Origin of the sequence: Agromyces sp. NBRC 114283 (assembly GCF_030268405.1) — a bacterium.
GTDB classification, from domain to species: Bacteria; Actinomycetota; Actinomycetes; order Actinomycetales; family Microbacteriaceae; genus Agromyces; species Agromyces mediolanus.
The window spans coordinates 3,256,998-3,272,953 of the sequence record NZ_BSQP01000001.1 but is presented as its reverse complement, the minus strand read 5'-3'; the positions used below and the strand labels follow the sequence as shown (position 1 = coordinate 3,272,953).

Annotated in this window: 19 protein-coding genes; 12 read left to right on the top strand and 7 right to left on the bottom strand. The window is 74.6% G+C overall.

Annotated elements, in window-relative coordinates; all coding sequences use genetic code 11:
- Nucleotides 1-64 precede the first annotated feature (64 nt).
- Nucleotides 65-1,210 (top strand): epoxide hydrolase family protein, encoded by a 1,146-nt coding sequence (locus QSJ60_RS15680; RefSeq protein WP_285464352.1) that lies wholly within the window; start codon nt 65-67, stop codon nt 1,208-1,210.
- A gap of 74 nt (nt 1,211-1,284) precedes the next feature.
- Complete coding sequence (locus QSJ60_RS15675; RefSeq protein WP_285464350.1) at nt 1,285-2,811, top strand: ATP-dependent DNA ligase; 1,527 nt, start codon at nt 1,285-1,287, stop codon at nt 2,809-2,811.
- An 8-nt stretch (nt 2,812-2,819) separates the two neighbouring features.
- On the opposite strand, the gene QSJ60_RS15670 is transcribed toward QSJ60_RS15675, so the two are convergent.
- Complete coding sequence (locus QSJ60_RS15670; RefSeq protein WP_230764671.1) at nt 2,820-3,431, bottom strand: dihydrofolate reductase family protein; 612 nt, start codon at nt 3,429-3,431, stop codon at nt 2,820-2,822.
- Nucleotides 3,432-3,566: 135 nt separating this feature from the next.
- On the opposite strand from QSJ60_RS15670, the gene QSJ60_RS15665 reads away from it, so the two are divergent.
- Nucleotides 3,567-4,358, top strand: coding sequence for a siderophore-interacting protein (locus QSJ60_RS15665; protein ID WP_230764330.1), 792 nt, complete (start codon nt 3,567-3,569; stop codon nt 4,356-4,358).
- Here QSJ60_RS15665 and QSJ60_RS15660 read toward each other — a convergent pair.
- Nucleotides 4,340-5,092: an EI24 domain-containing protein gene (locus tag QSJ60_RS15660; protein ID WP_285464348.1), complete on the bottom strand. Its 753-nt coding sequence runs from the start codon at nt 5,090-5,092 to the stop codon at nt 4,340-4,342. The two genes, QSJ60_RS15665 and QSJ60_RS15660, sit on opposite strands and share 19 nt — an antisense overlap.
- Nucleotides 5,093-5,215: 123 nt before the next feature.
- Between QSJ60_RS15660 and QSJ60_RS15655 the strand changes: the two genes are divergently transcribed.
- The 3 genes from QSJ60_RS15655 to QSJ60_RS15645 all read left to right on the top strand — a co-directional run bounded on the left by QSJ60_RS15655 (nt 5,216) and on the right by QSJ60_RS15645 (nt 7,281).
- Complete coding sequence (locus QSJ60_RS15655; protein WP_189085861.1) at nt 5,216-5,641, top strand: VOC family protein; 426 nt, start codon at nt 5,216-5,218, stop codon at nt 5,639-5,641.
- A gap of 79 nt (nt 5,642-5,720) precedes the next feature.
- Entirely contained in the window at nt 5,721-6,626 is a 906-nt protein-coding gene (locus QSJ60_RS15650; RefSeq protein WP_285464345.1) for an intradiol ring-cleavage dioxygenase, read from the top strand.
- 55 nt (nt 6,627-6,681) lie between these two features.
- Complete coding sequence (locus QSJ60_RS15645; protein WP_285464343.1) at nt 6,682-7,281, top strand: class I SAM-dependent methyltransferase; 600 nt, start codon at nt 6,682-6,684, stop codon at nt 7,279-7,281.
- 3 nt (nt 7,282-7,284) lie between these two features.
- On the opposite strand, the gene QSJ60_RS15640 is transcribed toward QSJ60_RS15645, so the two are convergent.
- A complete protein-coding gene (locus QSJ60_RS15640; RefSeq protein WP_285464341.1) occupies nt 7,285-8,367 on the bottom strand; it encodes a trans-sulfuration enzyme family protein in 1,083 nt (360 codons plus the stop codon).
- 82 nt (nt 8,368-8,449) lie between these two features.
- Complete coding sequence (locus QSJ60_RS15635; RefSeq protein WP_285464339.1) at nt 8,450-8,938, bottom strand: NUDIX hydrolase; 489 nt, start codon at nt 8,936-8,938, stop codon at nt 8,450-8,452.
- A 53-nt stretch (nt 8,939-8,991) separates the two neighbouring features.
- On the opposite strand from QSJ60_RS15635, the gene QSJ60_RS15630 reads away from it, so the two are divergent.
- Nucleotides 8,992-9,630 (top strand): SDR family oxidoreductase, encoded by a 639-nt coding sequence (locus QSJ60_RS15630; protein WP_285464337.1) that lies wholly within the window; start codon nt 8,992-8,994, stop codon nt 9,628-9,630.
- Nucleotides 9,631-9,900: 270 nt separating this feature from the next.
- Nucleotides 9,901-10,071: a hypothetical protein gene (locus QSJ60_RS15625; protein ID WP_285464335.1), complete on the top strand. Its 171-nt coding sequence runs from the start codon at nt 9,901-9,903 to the stop codon at nt 10,069-10,071.
- 9 nt (nt 10,072-10,080) lie between these two features.
- Here QSJ60_RS15625 and QSJ60_RS15620 read toward each other — a convergent pair whose 3' ends face one another.
- Nucleotides 10,081-11,112, bottom strand: coding sequence for a PHP domain-containing protein (locus QSJ60_RS15620; protein ID WP_285464334.1), 1,032 nt, complete (start codon nt 11,110-11,112; stop codon nt 10,081-10,083).
- Nucleotides 11,113-11,255: 143 nt separating this feature from the next.
- Here QSJ60_RS15620 and QSJ60_RS15615 point away from each other — a divergent pair, with 143 nt between their 5' ends.
- Complete coding sequence (locus tag QSJ60_RS15615; RefSeq protein WP_189085869.1) at nt 11,256-11,558, top strand: DUF1540 domain-containing protein; 303 nt, start codon at nt 11,256-11,258, stop codon at nt 11,556-11,558.
- 93 nt (nt 11,559-11,651) lie between these two features.
- Here QSJ60_RS15615 and QSJ60_RS15610 read toward each other — a convergent pair whose 3' ends face one another.
- The gene (locus tag QSJ60_RS15610; protein ID WP_285464332.1) at nt 11,652-12,170 is read right to left on the bottom strand and encodes a MarR family winged helix-turn-helix transcriptional regulator; all 519 of its coding nucleotides are present in this window, start codon (nt 12,168-12,170) and stop codon (nt 11,652-11,654) included.
- A gap of 103 nt (nt 12,171-12,273) precedes the next feature.
- On the opposite strand from QSJ60_RS15610, the gene QSJ60_RS15605 reads away from it, so the two are divergent.
- Complete coding sequence (locus QSJ60_RS15605; RefSeq protein ID WP_285464331.1) at nt 12,274-12,846, top strand: NADPH-dependent F420 reductase; 573 nt, start codon at nt 12,274-12,276, stop codon at nt 12,844-12,846.
- 5 nt (nt 12,847-12,851) lie between these two features.
- On the opposite strand, the gene QSJ60_RS15600 is transcribed toward QSJ60_RS15605, so the two are convergent.
- Nucleotides 12,852-13,655: an MBL fold metallo-hydrolase gene (locus QSJ60_RS15600; protein WP_502871395.1), complete on the bottom strand. Its 804-nt coding sequence runs from the start codon at nt 13,653-13,655 to the stop codon at nt 12,852-12,854.
- A gap of 43 nt (nt 13,656-13,698) precedes the next feature.
- On the opposite strand from QSJ60_RS15600, the gene QSJ60_RS15595 reads away from it, so the two are divergent.
- Nucleotides 13,699-14,487 carry an NUDIX hydrolase gene (locus QSJ60_RS15595; protein WP_285464329.1) on the top strand — a complete coding sequence of 263 codons (789 nt, stop codon included), beginning with the start codon at nt 13,699-13,701 and terminating at the stop codon, nt 14,485-14,487.
- Nucleotide 14,488: 1 nt separating this feature from the next.
- Nucleotides 14,489-15,955 (top strand): phytoene desaturase family protein, encoded by a 1,467-nt coding sequence (locus tag QSJ60_RS15590; protein ID WP_285464327.1) that lies wholly within the window; start codon nt 14,489-14,491, stop codon nt 15,953-15,955.
- Nucleotide 15,956: the final 1 nt, after the last annotated feature.

Sequence of the window (15,956 nt, the reverse complement as noted above, 5' to 3'; positions counted from 1 at the left end):
CCGATGCGATTCTCGCGGTTCATTAGGAAGTGAACGTGCCTAATACCACCGTAGCGTCGGAGACATGACGAACTCCACCGCTCCGCTCGACCTCCGTCCCTTCACCGTCGCCGTCCCCGACGCCGAGCTCGCCGATCTGCACGAGCGCCTCTCCCGCACCCGGCTGCCGCAGCCCGCCCCGGTCGACGACTGGGACGCGGGCACGCCGAACCACTACCTGCGCGAAGCCGTCGAGGCCTGGCTCGCCTTCGACTGGCGCGCCGCCGAGGCCCGCATCAACGCCGTGCCGAACTTCACGACCGAGATCGAGGGGCAGACGATCCACTTCCTGCACGTGCGCTCGCCGCACCCCGAGGCGACGCCGCTGCTGCTCGCCCACAGCTACCCGGGCTCCGCCGTCGACTACCTCGGCATGATCGACGCCCTCGTCGACCCGGTCGCGCACGGCGGCCGCGCCGAGGACGCGTTCCACCTCGTCATCCCCGACGCCCCGGGCTTCGGCTTCTCCCAGCCGCTCGCCTCCGCGGGGTGGACGAACGCCCGGGTCGCCCGCGCCTACGACGCCCTCATGCGCGGACTCGGCTACGAGCGCTACGGCGTGCACGGCTCCGACCACGGGGCGATGGTCGCCCGGGAGCTCGGCCTGCTGAACCCCGAGGGATTCCTCGGCCTGCACGTGCTGCAGCTCTTCTCCTTCCCCTCCGGCGACCCGGCCGAGTTCGAGCGGCTCGAGCCGGCCGACTACGCGGCCCTCGAGCACATGCAGTGGTTCCAATCCGTCGGCGGCTACAACACCATGAACGCGTCCCGGCCGCAGACGATCGCCGTCGGGCTCAGCGACTCGCCCGTGGGCCTCCTCGCCTACAGCGAGCTGTTCAACTCCTTCGGCAACGGCACCTCGCTCGTGCCGCTCGAGGCGATCCTCCTCGAGGTGAGCGTGAACTGGTTCCAGAACGCCGCCTCCGGCATGAGCCGCAGCTACCTCGAGAACGCCCGCGCCGAGGCGGAGCCGCGGCCGAACGCCGCGCCGACCGGGGTCGCCGTATTCGCCGACGACTTCCAGACCGTCCGCGTGTTCGCCGAGCGCGACAACACGAACATCGTGCACTGGAGCCGCTTCGAGGAGGGCGGGCACTTCGCCGCCCTCGAGCGCCCCGAGGTGCTGGCGGGCGATCTCCGCAGCTTCTTCGCCGCCCGCCGCGAGGGCTGAGCCGCAGCCCGAACGCCCGCCTCCTCCGCGAGGCGGGCGTTCCGGGTGTCGGCGGCGGATGCCACACTGGGCGCATGCTGCTCGCGGAGCTCGTCGAGACCACCGAGGCGGTGGGCGCCACCCGCTCCCGGCTCCAGAAGCGCGCCGCGCTCGCCGCGCTGCTCCGGCGACTGCCAGAAGACGAGGTCGTGCCCGCCGTCGGCATCCTGCTCGGGCGGCTGCGGCAGGGGCGCATCGGCGTCGGCTGGCGCGGCTGGCAGACGGCGAGCGCGCCGTCCGCCGCCGAGTCCACGCTGAGCCTCGCCGAGCTCGACGACGCGTTCGACCGGCTCGCCGCCCTCGGCGGACCGGGGTCGGCGGCCGAGCGCACGGCGCTCCTGCAGGAGCTCACCGGCCGCGCCACCGAGACCGAGCAGCGCTTCCTCGGCGGCGTGCTCCTCGGCGAGGTGCGCACCGGCGCCCTCGAGGGGGTGCTGCTCGACGCCGTCGCCGAGGCCGCCGAGCGGCCGCTCGCCGAGGTGCGCCGGGCGGCGATGCTCTCCGGTGAGCTCGGCGAGACGGCGCGGCTGGCCCTGCACGGTGCGCCGGGCGCGCTCGCCGAGGTGGGCCTCGTGGTCGGCCGGCCGGTGCTGCCGATGCTCGCGGGGACCGCGGCCACGGCGGCCGACGCCGTCGCGAGCACGGGCGAGGCCTCGGTCGAGTTCAAGCTCGACGGGGCGCGCATCCAGGTGCACCGCTCCGGCGACGAGGTGCGGGTGTTCACCCGCAGCCTCGCCGAGATCACCGAGCGGGTGCCGGAGGTCGTGCAGGCGGCGCTCGCGCTGCCCGTGCGCGACGTCATCCTCGACGGCGAGACCCTCGCGCTCGACGAGCACGACGCTCCGCGCCCCTTCCAGGAGACCATGTCGCGCTTCGGCGCCGAATCGGCCCGCGAGACCCTGCTGCGCCCCTGGTTCTTCGACGTCCTGCACGTCGACGGTCGCGACCTCATCGATGAGCCGCTCGCCGTGCGCCGCGCGGAGCTGCGCCGAGTCGCGGGCGAGCTGACCATCCCCGGCGAGGTCACCGCCGACCCCGAGGCCGCCGAGCGGGTGTCCCGAGAAGCGCTCGCCGCCGGCCACGAGGGCGTCGTCGTGAAGGCGATCGACTCGCCCTACGCGGCGGGCCGGCGCGGCGCGAGCTGGGTGAAGGTGAAGCCCGTCTACACCTACGACCTCGTCGTGCTCGGCGCCGAGTGGGGCTACGGCCGACGCACCGGGCTGCTCTCGAACCTGCACCTCGGCGCGCTCGACCCCGAGGGCGAGTTCGGTGAGCCCGGCGGGCTCGTCATGGTCGGCAAGACCTTCAAGGGTCTCACCGACGCGCTGCTCGCCTGGCAGACCGAGCGCTTCCCCGAGCTCGAGCTGCGCCGCACCGCGCAGGCGGTCTTCATCCGCCCGGAGCTCGTCGTCGAGATCGCGATCGACGGCGTGCAGCGCTCGAGCCGCTACCCCGGCGGGGTGGCACTCCGCTTCGCCCGGGTGAAGCGCTACCGCGACGACAAACGGGTCGAAGAGGCCGACACGATCCAGACGCTCCGGGCGCTGCTGCCGGGGGCCTGAATCGAGGCTCAGCCGTCGAGCGCGCCGATGTCGATGCCCGTGACCGGCTCACCGTCCCGTTCGTAGACGAGCGATACGGCGCCCTTCGGCAGGGTCCGCGCGGGCTCGCTCAGCCGGAACGCCGCGGGCACGACGCCGTCGAAGAGCCGGCGGCCGCGGCCGAGCACGATCGGGTAGACGTACAGGTGCAGCCGGTCGAGGAGGTCCGCGGCGATGAGCGCCCGGGTCAGCTCGCCGCTGCCGATGACGTGGATCTCGTCGAAGCGCTCCTTCACCTCGGCGAGCTGGGCGGCCGGGTCGCGCACGACGGTCGTGCCGGCCCACTCGGGCTCGCCGATCGTGCGCGAGGCGACGAACTTCGGCACGGCGTTGAACTTCGCGCCGATCTCGTCCTCCTGCTGCGGCCAGTAGGCGGCGAAGATGTCGTAGGTGCGTCGGCCGAGCAGGAGCGCGTCGAGCCGGGCGAGCTCGGCGCCGATGATCTCGCCGCCCTCGTCGCTCCAGTAGGCGCCCTGCCATCCGCCGAAGGGGAAGCCGCCGGAGGGGTCCTCGTCGGGACCGCCGGGCGCCTGGTAGACGCCGTCGAGGGTGAGGAACACGTCAGCCGAGATGATGCCCATGCCGCCATGCTCGCGGCCCGCGGCCGGGGCGACCAGTCGCAGCGGGACGGATGGCACGGCGATCCGTGACACGATGCCGCTCATGCGGCTAAGGTAAGCATTACCTAACTCGTCTCGTCCCCGGCAGGAGCACCCGTGGCATCCAGCAACATCGCCGTCACCCATTCCGAGCTCGGCGTCGTGCTGGCCGAGGTCACCGCAGCCCGCCGCATCTCGCCCCACTTCGTGCGCCTCACCGTCGCGGGCGAGGCGCTCGCCGAGTGGCGGCACCTCGGCTTCGACCAGTGGTTCCGGCTCGCGGTGCCGACGAACGACGACACCCGCTTCGACAACCTCGCCGACACCTTCAACATGAGCGGCTACCTCAAGTACCTGACGCTGCCGAAGTCGACGAGGCCCGTCATCCGCAACTACACGGTGCGCGAGTTCCGCCCGGAGCTCCGCGAGCTCGACATCGACTTCGTCGTGCACGGCGAGGACGGCGTGGCCGGGCCGTGGGCCGGCTCGCTCCCGCTCGGCGCGACGGTGGGCCTCATCGACCAGGGCTGCGGCTACCGCCACGGCGACGGCGACGAGGTCGTGCTCGTCGGCGACGAGAGCGCGCTCCCGGCCGTGCTCGGCATCCTCCGCGACCTCCCGCGCGAGGCGCGCGGCCACGCCATCGTCGAGGTGCCCGAGCTCGGCGACCAGCAGGAGGCGCAGGCGCCCGCGGGCGTCGCGCTGCACTGGGTTGCCCGCCGCCCGGGCGAGGCCGTCGGGGCCGCCGCCCTCGCGGCGCTCCGGGAGCTGCCGCCCTTCGGGTCGGGCGTCTCGGCCTTCGCGGCGGGGGAGTCGAAGCTCGCGACGGGCGCCAGGCGGCACCTCGTCGGCGAACGCGGCGTGCCGAAGGCGAACGTCGACTTCTGCGGCTACTGGCGCGCCCGCTGACGCTCGCCGCGCTCCAGCACGTCCCGGGCGAGCAGCGTCGCGCCCGCGACCGCGGCCGGCATCGTCGCCACCGCGCCGAGCGGCACGAGGAAGCAGAGCTGCGTCGCCACACCGAAGCCGAGCACCCGCCAGCGCGAGGACGCGAGCAGCTCGCGCCGTCGTGCGGGGTCGACCGCCCGCGCGTCGAACGCCCGCCCCATCAGCTCGCGGGCGAGGAGGCGTCCGGTGAGCACCACGCCGAGCACCGCCGCGAGCGCCGTGCCGACGAGGGGCAGGAGTCCCGCGACCGCGGTCGCCGCCGCCGCGAGGACGCCGAGGCCGAGGAGGGCCGCGGCATCCGCGACCGTGCGCCAGAAGCCTGCGCCCTCGCCCGCGGGCGGAGCGCCGAGCTCCTGCTCGACGTGGCGCCAGATGCGCTCGTAGAACGGGTCGCCGATCACGAGCGTGAGCGCCGTGAAGGAGACGGCGGCGAGCACCGCCGCTGCGCCGAGGGCGACGACGCCGAGCGAGATCCGCAGCAGGGCGCGCCAGCCCTCCTGCCAGCCGTCGGCGAACGGGGTCGCCCAGTCCACGAGGCTGGGCAGTGCGAGGCCGAGGGCGGTGAGCCCGGCGGCGAGCACGAGGAAGGCGACGGCGGCCGGGATGAGACCGAGCGCCATCGCGTCGGGCCGGCGGCGCCAGAAGCCGAAGCCGCGGACGAGCAGCGCGAACCCGGCGGCGAACTCCCTCAGCACGGTTCCAGCCTAGGCGGGACGGGGGTGGAGGCGACGACGCCGGCGGCGTAGCGTGAGCCGCGGCCGTCCGCCCGGTCGGCCGACGCGACGCGCCCGAGACGGGCGCACGGTGAAGGGGAGACCATGGCCGACCTCGTCGTGCACTTCGAGATCCACGCGAGCGAGCCGCAGCGGCTCGTCGACTTCTACTCCGAGCTGTTCGGCTGGCGGTTCACCCAGTTCGGCGACTTCCCGTACTGGATGATTGACACCGGCGAGGGGGCGATCGGCAACACCGACGGCGCGGCCGGGCACGGCATCAACGGCGGCCTCACCCAGCGTCAGGGGCCGCCGCCCGAGGTGGGCGCGCCCGTCAACGGCTGCAACATCGTGGTCGCCGTCGACGACGTCGACGAGACGTACCGCCGCGCGCTCGGCCTCGGCGGCAGCGACGCGCTGCCGCCGGAGGACATGGCGGGCGTCGGCCGCACCGCCACGATCCTCGACCCGGACCGCAATCTCATCGGCTTCATCTCGCCGATGCTCTCGGACGGCACGCGCGCGATGTGATGCGGGCGGATGCCTCGTGCAGAGCCGGCGCACAGCGGACCCAGAGCGGCCGCAAAGGCGGCACGAGGATGCTGACGGAATGACGCAGCGCACCACGTCCCGACAGCCGGGCGAGACCGATCCCAGGTGGCTCGACGCGAACGGCGAGCCGATCGACGAGGACCACCGCGGACTCGTCTACGACATCCGCACGCTCGTCGATCGGCGCCGCGCGCTCGGCATCTTCGGCGGCATCGGCCTCACCTCGCTCCTCGCGGCGTGCGCCGGGCCGGGGGAGTCCGGCACCGCGAGCGCCTCGAGCAGCTCGGGAGCGGGTGCGCCGAGCGCGTCGAGCACGCCGACGGCGAGCGACGCGAGCGGGCTCGGCGAGGTGCCGGACGAGACGGGCGGCCCGTACCCCGCCGACGGCTCGAACGGCGTGAACGTCCTCGACGACTCGGGGATCGTCCGCAGCGACCTCCGGCAGAGCTTCGGGGCCTCGACGACGACCGCCGAGGGCGTGCCGCTGCAGATCGCGCTCACCGTGCGCGACGCGGCGAGCGGGGCCGCCCTCGTCGGGGCCGGCGTCTACCTCTGGCACTGCGACCGCTCCGGCGGCTACTCGCTCTACTCCGCCGGCCTGGAGCACGAGAACTACCTCCGCGGAGTGCAGGCCACCGACGACACGGGCACCGTGCGCTTCACCTCGATCTACCCCGCGTGCTACTCCGGCCGCTGGCCGCACATCCACTTCGAGGTCTACGCCGACGTGGCGAACGCCGTCGCCTCCGGACCGATCGTGAAGACCTCGCAGATCGCGCTGCCGCCCGAGTCGAACGACGCGGTGTACGCCACGAGCGGCTACGAGCAGAGCGTGCGCAACGCCGCCGCCGTGAGTCTTGCGAGCGACAACGTCTTCGGCGACGACGGCGGCATCCACCAGATCGCCTCGATGTCGGGATCCGTCGCGCAGGGCTACACCGCCGCGCTCACGATCGGCGTCTGACGGCGTGCCGGGCGGCGGGCTTGACGCGGCGGACCCGGCGTGGTCGCATGGCCGGGTGCCGCAGCAGGAACGCCCGCCCCTCGTCGACGACGATGCCCTCGACGAGCTCGAGCGCGCGTGGTTCGGCCGGGTGCACGGCCGGGTGCTCGAGATCGGTGCGGGCGAGGGCGAGAACTTCGGCGCGCTCGCGCTCGACGTCGTCTGGACCGGCCTCGAACCCGATGCGGAGCGGCGCACCGAGCTCGCTATCCGGGCGCGCGAGTGGGGGCACGAGCAGCCGCCGCTCGCCGCGTCGGCCGAGCGGATCCCGGTGCCCGACGGCGCCTTCGACGCCGTCATCGCGAGCTACGTCTTCTGTACGGTGCCGGATCCGGCGGTCGCGCTCGCGGAGCTGCGCCGGGTGCTCGTGCCGGGCGGCCGACTCGTCGTCGCCGAGCACGTCGGGGCGCCGCAGGGCACGGCGAAGCGCGCGGTGCAGCGGCTCGCGACGCCGTGCTCGGCGCGCTGGTGCCACGGCTGCCACCTCGACCGGGACACCGAGCGGGCGATCGCGGACGCCGGCTTCCTCGCGGAGGAGGTGCGCCGGGTGCGGGCGAGGTCCTTCCCCCTCGGCGCGCTGCCGATCCTGCTCTACGAGGGCGTCTCGCCCGCCTGAGCCTCAGCGGGCGGCGTCGAGGGCCTGCAGCAGGTCGGCGGCGAGGTCGTCGACGTGCTCGATGCCGACCGAGAGGCGCACGAGCCCGGCCGGGATCGTGTCGGCCTCCGGCGCCCAGCGGCGCCGGCGCTCGAGCGTCGATTCGACGCCCCCGAGGCTTGTCGCGTGCACCCACAGGCCGGCCGCGGCGACGAAGCGGTCGGCGCCCTCGGCGCCGCCCGCCACGACGAGCGAGATCACCGCGCCGAAGCCCGGATAGCGCACCTCCTCGAGGGCGGGGTGGCCGGCGAGCCGCTCGACGAGGTCGCGCGCGTTGCGCTCGGCCCGGTCGAGGCGCACGTGCAGGGTGCGCAGGCCCCGCAGCGCGAGGAAGGCCTCGAAGGCCGAGGGGATGGCCCCGCCGAGCGAGCGGCGGTCGACGAGCCGCTGGGCGAGCGCGTCGTCGTTCGTGACGACCGCGCCCATGATGACGTCGCTGTGCCCGGAGAGGTACTTCGTCGCGGAGTGCACGACGAGGTCGGCGCCGTCGGCGATCGGACGCTGACGCAGCGGCGTCGCGAAGGTGTTGTCGATCGCGACGAGCGCGCCGTGCGCGTGCGCGCCCGCGACGAGCGCCGGCACGTCGCCGAGCTCCAGCGCGGGGTTCGTCGGCGACTCGAACCAGAGCAGCGCGGCGCCCTCGCAAGCGGCCGCCACGGCGGCCGTGTCGGTGACGTCGACGTACGCGACGCGGATGCGCCCGGACTCGACCCGGGCGTCGAGCTGCAGCACGGTGCCCGTGTAGGAGTGCCGCGGCGCGACGACGAGACCGCCGGTCGGCACGAGCTCGAGCACGGCGTCGACGGCGGCGATCCCCGAGGCGAAGCTCGTCGCCCGCCCGCCCTCGAGCGCTCCGAGCGCCTCCTCGAAGGCCGCCCAACTCGGGTTGCCGTAGCGGCCGTACTCGAGGGCCCCGCCGGCGACGTAGGTGGAGGCGAGGTGCAGCGGGGTGTTCAGCGGTTCGTCCGGCTCGTGGGCCGGGCGTCCGGCGGTCACCGCCACCGTCTCGGCTCGGACGTCGGTCGCGGCTGCTCGGGGCTGGGTCATGCGGTCCTCTCGTGGCTCGCGCCGCGCGGGCGCTCCGTCAGGATACGCAGCGCCGCCGGCGTGTGACGCCATGTTCCGCGGCTCAGCTGCCGCCGTCCTCCACCCCGCCGCCGAGCCGGGCCACGAGCGCGGACAGCGCCGGTCGTTGCCCGACGACGAGCCGCTCGGCGGCGCGACCGAGCGGCATCCACTCGGCGCGGTCCACCTCGGGGAAGGCGACCGTCCGGCCCGAGTGCGGCGGCCACTCCAGCTCGAACGTCTCGCTGACGACCGCGTCGACCTCGAAGTCCGGGGCGGCGAGGGCGAAGACGTGCACCGTCTTGCCCGAGGCGTAGCGGACGGGGCCGAGGTCCATGACCTCGCCGCCCGGCGGATCGACGCCGATCTCCTCGGCGAACTCCCGTCGGGCGGCGGCGAGCGGCTCCTCGCCCGCGTCGAGTTCGCCCTTCGGGATCGACCACGCCGCGGCGTCCTTCTTGGCCCAGAACGGGCCGCCCATGTGGCCGAGGAAGACCTCGAGCCCATCGCCCCGCTCGCGGTGCAGCAGCAGCCCGGCGCTCGTCACCGGCATCCGGTCCTCCGTTCAGGGTCGCGCGCTAGCGTGGACGGCGGAAGGGAGCCGACATGACCCGCATCCTGATCATCGGCGGCCACGGCAAGGTCGCCCTCCTCACCGAGCGGCTGCTCGCCGATCGCGGCGACGAGGTCGACGCGGTGATCCGCAACCCCGAGCACGCCGAGGCGGTGCGCGCCGCGGGGGCGAACGCCGTGCTGGCCGACATCGAGCAGCTCGACGTCGACGGGCTCGCCGAACTCATCGCCGGGCACGACGCCGTCGTCTGGTCGGCCGGCGCCGGTGGCGGCAATCCGGAGCGCACCTACGCGGTCGACCGCGATGCCGCGATCCGCTCGATGCGCGCCGCGGAGCAGGCCGGCGTGCGCCGCTACGTGATGGTGTCGTACTTCGGCTCGCCCGACCGGGTCGAGCCCGACACGAGCCCGTTCCGGCACTACGCGGCTGCGAAGGCGGCCGCCGACCGGGAGCTCGCGGCAAGCGAGCTGGCGTGGACGATCCTCGGGCCGAGCACGCTCGAGAACGGCCCGGGCACGGGGCTGATCGACACGACGGCCGGGCGGAGCGGCGCCGTCGACCGGGCCGATGTCGCCGCCGTCATCGCGGAGACACTCGCACAGCCGGCGACGATCGGCCGCACCATCCGATTCAACCGCGGCTCGACGCCGATCGCCGACGCCCTCCTCTGACGCGGCGCGGTCGGCCCGCGGGTCGACCGCCGCGGGCGGGCGGGTCAGTCCTTCGCCTTCACGAGCGACCAGAGCGCGCTGAGCAGCAGCACGCCGCCCACCAGCGCGATGAGTCCGAGCACCGTCCAGAGCACCGCTTCGATCGTCATGGTTCCTCCCCGGGGTCGTTGCCGCCATTCTGCTCCTGAGGCTCGCGCTTGACCAGGGGGCCGCGCCGTGCCCTCCGTCAACCCCGTTGCCGTGGGCCGACGCGCCCGGCACGCTGGCAGCATGAATCGAACGGATGATCCGCGCGACGCGCGCGACACGGATGCCCCCCGCGACACGGAAGCCCAGGAGCTCGAGCCGCACGAGGGCGAGGAGCTCGACGAGCTCGAGGCCGACAACGCCGTCGAGGAGGACCAGCTGGAGAGCCTCGACCCGGAGCAGCCGCCCGCCTGAGCGCGCGGCTCAGGTGCCGCGGTGCGCCCAGTCGAGCAGGCGCTCGAGCGGCCAGGTGTTCACGATCCGCTCGGCGGGCACGCCGGCCCGCTCCGCGCGCGCGGCCCCGAGCCCGAGGAACGCGAAGTGCCCCGGCGCGTGCGCGTCGCTGTCGATCGAGAACAGGCAGCCGGCGTCGAGCGCGAGCGCGATGAGCTCGTCCGGCGGGTCCTCCCGCTCCGGGCGGGAGTTGATCTCGACGGCGACACCGTGCTCGGCGCAGGCGGCGAAGACGGCGTGCGCGTCGAACTCGGACTGCGGCCGGGTGCCGCGCGAGCCGCGCACGAGTCGACCCGTGCAATGGCCGAGCACGTTGAGCCGCGGATGCGCGATGGCGCGGAGCATCCGCGGGGTCATCTCCTCGGCGGGCATCCGCAGCTTCGAGTGCACGCTGCCGACGACGATGCCGAGCCGCGCGAGCAGCTCGTCGCGCTGATCGAGCTCGCCGCCGGTGAGGATGTCGACCTCGATGCCCGGGACGAGGCGGATGCCGAGGCCGCCGTCACCCTCCCCGTGCCCCGTGTCGAGGGCCTCGACGAGGTCGAGCTGCGTCTCGAGGCGCTCGGCGCTCAGCCCGTTCGCTACGCGGAGGCTGGGGGAGTGATCGGTGACGACGAGGTACTCGAGCCCCGCGTCGCGGGCCGCGGCGGCCATCACGGGCAGGCTCGTGGTGCCGTCGGACCAGTCGGTGTGGCTGTGCAGGTCGCCGCGGAGCTCGCGGCGCAGCGCGCTCTCCGCCTCGCCGCCGCCGAGCTTGGCGCGCAGCTCGGCGAGGTAGTCCGGCACCCGCCCCTCGGCGGCCTCGGCGATCACCGTGTAGCTCGTGTCGCCGATGCCCTTCGTGCGGCGCAGGGAGCCGTCGGCGATGCGGCGGGCGAGCTCCTCGGCGTCGAGCCCGGCGATCGCGGCCGAGGCCCGGCGGAACGCCTTCGCCTTGAACGGGTTCGCCAGCTCCCGTTCGAGCAGCAGGGCGATCTCGTCGAGCGCGGCGGCGGCATCCATGCCCCCATCCTCGCGCGGCGGGAAAGGTGAGGCAATCCTAATCAAGAAATCTGGCCTGATCTGCGGAAAAACACCGCGCAATGCGTGGCGGGACCGCCGCCGCCGGAGTAGCATCGCCCGCAACGAGACGACCGGAGGCCGACATGAGCATGACCCTCGACGAACTGCCCCGCGTCACCGAGTGTTCGGTGGCCGGCTGCTCCTACAACGATCACTCGCACTGCCACGCGGCGGCCGTCACCATCGGCGGCTCGGTCGGCGACGCCGAGTGCGCGACCTTCATCCCGCTGAGCGCGAAGGGCGGGCTCGACAAGGTCGTCACGCACGTCGGCGCCTGCCAGCGCGCGGAGTGCGTCCACAACGAGCAGCTCGAGTGCAGCGCCCCGGCCGTCCGCATCGGCGCCGGTGCCGATGACGCCGACTGCCTCACCTACGAGGTGCGCTGAGCGCCGATCCGCCCGCACCGCCACGAACCGCCCGTCCCGGTGATCCGTCCCGGGGCGGGCGTCGTCGTCCCGGGTCCGGCGCGGCGCCCGCGGCTACGCGATGCGGGTGCGCGGGCCCTCGCTGAACTGGCACGAGGTGGCGTTCAGCCGCTCCTCGGGGTCGAGCCGGCCGAGCACGGCGCCGGCGATCTCGTAGAGCTGCTCGAGCTGGGTGGGAGTGAGCGCGTCGAGCACGTTCGCGCGCACGGTGCGCACGTGGCCGGGGGCGGCCTGCTCGAGCAGTGCGAGACCCGCCTCGGTGATCGTGGCGTTCGTCGCGCGACGGTCTTCGGGGCAGGGGAAGCGGCGCACGAGCTCGCGCGCCTCGAGGCGGCGCATGACGTGCGAGAGCCGGGGGAGTGTCGCGTTCGTGAGCGCGGCGAGCGCCGTCATGCGCATGGTGCGCTCGGGGGCGCCGGCGAGCGACATGAGCGCGACGTACTCGAAGTGGGTGAGCCCGACGTCGGCGCCGAGCTGCGCGTCGAGCGCGGTCGGCAGGAGCTCGGCGACCGCGACGAGGCGCACCCAGGCGGCGGATTCCTCGGGCGAGAGCCAGGGGGTCGGGTCGGTCATGGGGCCAGTCTACCGCAATAGTTGACGCAACAACTGAATGAGCGTAGGGTGTTGGTTGTTAGAACAACTAATGGCGTCCGAGCGGCGCCCGGAAGGAACGGCAATGACCACGGTCAGCATCATCGGCAGCGGCAACATGGGCAGTGCGATCGGCGCGATCGTCGCCGCGGGCGGCAACTCGGTCGAGGTGGTCGGCCGCGAGGCGACCGCCATCACGGGCGAGATCGTCGTGCTCGCCGTGCCGTACCCCTCGCTCGCCGAGATCGTCGAGCGCCACCGCGACGCCCTCGCCGGCAAGATCGTGGTCGACCTCACGAACCCCCTCGACTTCTCGACCTTCGACCGCCTCGTCGTGCCCGCCGACGGCTCCGCGGCGGCCGAGCTCGCCGCCGCCCTGCCCGACTCGAAGGTGCTGAAGGCGTTCAACACGAACTTCGCCGCCACCCTCGCCTCGAAGACCGTCGGTGGCGCCGTGCCCACGACAGTGCTCATCGCAGGCGACGACGAGTCGGCGAAGGCCGCCCTCGCCGAGCTCGTGCGCGCCGGCGGCCTCGAGGCCGTCGACGCGGGCAGCCTCGGCCGGGCCCGCGAGCTCGAGGCGGTCGGCTTCCTCCAGCTCACGCTCGCGGTGCAGGAGCGCATCTCCTGGACGGCGGGCTTCGCCCTCGTCAAGTAAGCGGTTCAGCCCCGCTCGCCGCGGAGGTACGCGAGCTGCGCACGGACGGATGCCTCGGCCGCCTGGCGGACCGAGGCATCCGTGTCGCGGTAGACGACGTCGGTGACCGCCTCCGCGGAGGCGTCGGCGCCGAGCGCGGCGAGGGCCGCCCGCACCTGGTCGAGCCGCTCGGCGCGGTGCGCGAGGTACGCGTCGCAGATCGCCACGAGGTCCGGGAGCACCTGACCGTGCGCCGGCAGCGCCGGCACCGGGGCATCCGCCGCCCTCGCGAGCGAGCGCAGCCGCTCGAGTGAGTCGAGATAGGGGCCGAGCGCGCCGTCGGGATCGGCGATGATCGACGTGCCGCGGCCGAGGATCGTGTCGCCCGTGAGCACGGCGGGTCCGGCCTCGCCGCGGACCAGGAAGCAGGCGGAGTCGGCGGTGTGGCCCGGCGTGTGCAGCACCTCGAGCGCGAGCCCCGCCGCCAGGATCGTCTCGCCGTCGACGAGCGGCCCCGCCCCGGCGCAGAAAGCCGGGTCGAACGCCCGCATCGGCGCGCCGACGAGCTCGGCGAAACCCAGGGCACCGGCGACGTGATCGGCGTGGTGGTGGGTGATGAGCACGAGCTCGACGGGGCCCGCCGCCGCGAGCCGGGCCAGGTGCGCCGGGTCGTCGGGGCCGGGATCGACGACCACCGCGCTCGGCGATCCCGGCGCGCGCAGCACGTAGGAGTTGGTGCCGTCGAGGGTCATCGGCCCGGGGTTCGGCGCGAGCACGATGGTCGCTTCGTCGCTCGCCCGCACGCCCTCGGTCCCGTTCCGCTCGCTCACGCAGGCAGTGTACCCGCGCGGCGTGCGGGCATAGGCTGTCGACATGGACGCCCTGAACGAGCAGGTGCCGGCCAGCACCGCTCCGCCCGAAGCACCGCCTGCTGCCGCCGTCCCACCGGCCGCGGCACCGCCGGCCGCGGCACCGCCGGCCCCGGCGCCGCCCGCTCTCGGCGCCGCCGCGACCGTCGTGCTGCTGCGCGACGGCGAGCTCGGCCTCGAGGTGCTCCTCGCCGAGCGCCCGCACGATCGCGGCTCGTTCCGCGGCGCCTGGGTGTTCCCCGGCGGCGCCGTCGACCCGGGCGATGCCCACGGGCAGGCCATCGACGACGTCGAGAGCGCGCGCCGCGCCGCCGTCCGCGAGACCCGGGAGGAGATCGGCATCGACGTCGACCCCGCCGAGCTCGTCGCGTTCTCGCACTGGGTGCCGCCGATGATCGCGCAGAAGCGGCTCGTCACCACCTTCTTCGCCGCCCGCATGCCCGACGGCGAGCTGCGCCCCGCCCCGGACGAGCTCGTCGCCGTGGCCTGGATCCGCCCGGCCGAGGCGCTCGAGCGGCACGCCGCCGGCGCGATGACGCTCTGGCCGCCGACCTGGGTGACCCTGCACGGGCTCGCCGCCGAGGCCTCGGTCGACGCCGCCCTCGCGAGGTTCCGGCAGCGCGAGCTGCACCGCTTCGCCGGGCGCTTCGACGAGGCCGGCACGACGATCCTCTGGCAGGAGGATGCCGCGTACCTCGCCGCCGACGGCGCCGAGCACGGCGCGGGCCTCGACGGTCCGCGGCACCGCCTCGTCATGACCGGGCTGCCCTGGCAGTACCTCGCGGCGTTCTGAGATGAGCGACGTCACCGTCGTCGGCAGCGGGCCGAACGGGCTCGTGGCCGCCGTCGTGGCCGCGCGGGCGGGGCTCGACGTGCTCGTGCTCGAGGCCGAGGACACCATCGGCGGCGCGACGCGCACCGCCGAGCTCACCCTGCCGGGGTTCCGCCACGACGTCGGCTCCGCGGTGCATCCCGCCGCGCTCGCCTCGCCGGTGCTGCGCGAGCTCGGGCTGCTCGGCGAGGCCGGGGCCGCGCGCGGCCTGCGCTGGATCGTGCCCGAACTCTCCTACGCGCACCCGATGCCGGGCGGCGGGGCGGGGCTCGCCTGGCGGGACCTCGAGCGCGCCGTCGCGGGGCTCGGCGCCGACGGCGGCGACTGGCGCCGCCTCGTCGGTCCGCTCGTCTCCCGCATCGAGGGCGTCGTCGACTTCACCGGATCGCAGCTGCTTCGGGTGCCCAGGGACCCCGTCGCCGCCCTCCGCTTCGGTGCGCGGGCCGTCGACCAGGGCACGAGCCTCTGGAGCTCGCGCTTCACGGGCGCCGTCGCGTCGGCCCTGTTCACCGGGGTCATCGCGCACGCCGCCGGCCGGCTGCCGAACCTCGCCTCGGCGGGCGCCGGTCTGCTGCTCGCCGCGCACGGGCACGCGGCCGGCTGGGGCTTCCCCGCGGGCGGGGCGCAGCGCATCGCCGACGCGCTCGCCGCGGAACTCCGCCGCCTCGGCGGGCGGATCGAGACCGGGGTCCGGGTGCGCGAGCTCGCCGAGGTGCGCGGCAGCCGCGCCGTGCTGCTCGACACCGGCCCGGCGCTGCTCCGCACCGCGCAGCTGCCGCGCCGCTACGCGCGGGCGCTCGACCGGTTCCGCCCGGGCAGCGGCGTCGCGAAGGTCGACTTCGCCCTCGACGGGCCCGTGCCCTGGGCGAGCGCGGAGGTCGGGCTCGCCCCGACCGTGCACCTCGGCGGCACCCGCAGCGAGATCGCCGCCGCCGAGAACGCCGTCGCGGCCGGGCGGCAGCCGGGCACCGACGGGGCGCCGAAGCATCCGTTCGTCCTCGTGACCCAGCCGAGCGTGCTCGATGCGAGCCGCGCGCCCGCCGGCAAGCACGTGCTCTGGGCCTACACGCATGTGCCGGCCGGTTCGACCTTCGACGCGAGCGAGCTCATCACCGCGGAGGTGGAGCGCTTCGCGCCGGGGTTCCGGGATCTCGTGCTCGCCTCCACCGCGAGCTCCGCGGTCGAGCTCGAACGCGGCAACGCGAACCTCGTCGGCGGCGACCTGGGCGGCGGGGCGACGACGCTCGCGCAGCTCGTGAAGCGCCCGGTCGTCTCGCGCACGCCCTGGCGCACCCCCGTCGAGGGCGTCTACCTCTGCTCGGCGTCGACGCCGCCGGGGCCCGCGGTGCACGGCATGAACGGCTGGTACGCCGCGCGGCTCGCGCTGCGCGAGCGCTTCGGCATCCGCCTGCCCGAGCTGCGGGCGTAGT

Excerpts from the sequence above, each read along its gene's own strand:
- QSJ60_RS15680 (WP_285464352.1), top strand. The coding sequence starts at position 65 with ATGACGAACTCCACCGCTCCGCTCGACCTCCGTCCCTTCACCGTCGCC.
- QSJ60_RS15675 (WP_285464350.1), top strand. The coding sequence starts at position 1,285 with ATGCTGCTCGCGGAGCTCGTCGAGACCACCGAGGCGGTGGGCGCCACC.
- QSJ60_RS15670 (WP_230764671.1), bottom strand. The coding sequence starts at position 3,431 with ATGGGCATCATCTCGGCTGACGTGTTCCTCACCCTCGACGGCGTCTAC.
- QSJ60_RS15655 (WP_189085861.1), top strand. The coding sequence starts at position 5,216 with ATGGCCGACCTCGTCGTGCACTTCGAGATCCACGCGAGCGAGCCGCAG.
- QSJ60_RS15650 (WP_285464345.1), top strand. The coding sequence starts at position 5,721 with ATGACGCAGCGCACCACGTCCCGACAGCCGGGCGAGACCGATCCCAGG.
- QSJ60_RS15640 (WP_285464341.1), bottom strand. The coding sequence starts at position 8,367 with ATGACCCAGCCCCGAGCAGCCGCGACCGACGTCCGAGCCGAGACGGTG.
- QSJ60_RS15635 (WP_285464339.1), bottom strand. The coding sequence starts at position 8,938 with ATGCCGGTGACGAGCGCCGGGCTGCTGCTGCACCGCGAGCGGGGCGAT.
- QSJ60_RS15630 (WP_285464337.1), top strand. The coding sequence starts at position 8,992 with ATGACCCGCATCCTGATCATCGGCGGCCACGGCAAGGTCGCCCTCCTC.
- QSJ60_RS15625 (WP_285464335.1), top strand. The coding sequence starts at position 9,901 with ATGAATCGAACGGATGATCCGCGCGACGCGCGCGACACGGATGCCCCC.
- QSJ60_RS15620 (WP_285464334.1), bottom strand. The coding sequence starts at position 11,112 with ATGGATGCCGCCGCCGCGCTCGACGAGATCGCCCTGCTGCTCGAACGG.
- QSJ60_RS15615 (WP_189085869.1), top strand. The coding sequence starts at position 11,256 with ATGAGCATGACCCTCGACGAACTGCCCCGCGTCACCGAGTGTTCGGTG.
- QSJ60_RS15610 (WP_285464332.1), bottom strand. The coding sequence starts at position 12,170 with ATGACCGACCCGACCCCCTGGCTCTCGCCCGAGGAATCCGCCGCCTGG.
- QSJ60_RS15605 (WP_285464331.1), top strand. The coding sequence starts at position 12,274 with ATGACCACGGTCAGCATCATCGGCAGCGGCAACATGGGCAGTGCGATC.
- QSJ60_RS15595 (WP_285464329.1), top strand. The coding sequence starts at position 13,699 with ATGGACGCCCTGAACGAGCAGGTGCCGGCCAGCACCGCTCCGCCCGAA.
- QSJ60_RS15590 (WP_285464327.1), top strand. The coding sequence starts at position 14,489 with ATGAGCGACGTCACCGTCGTCGGCAGCGGGCCGAACGGGCTCGTGGCC.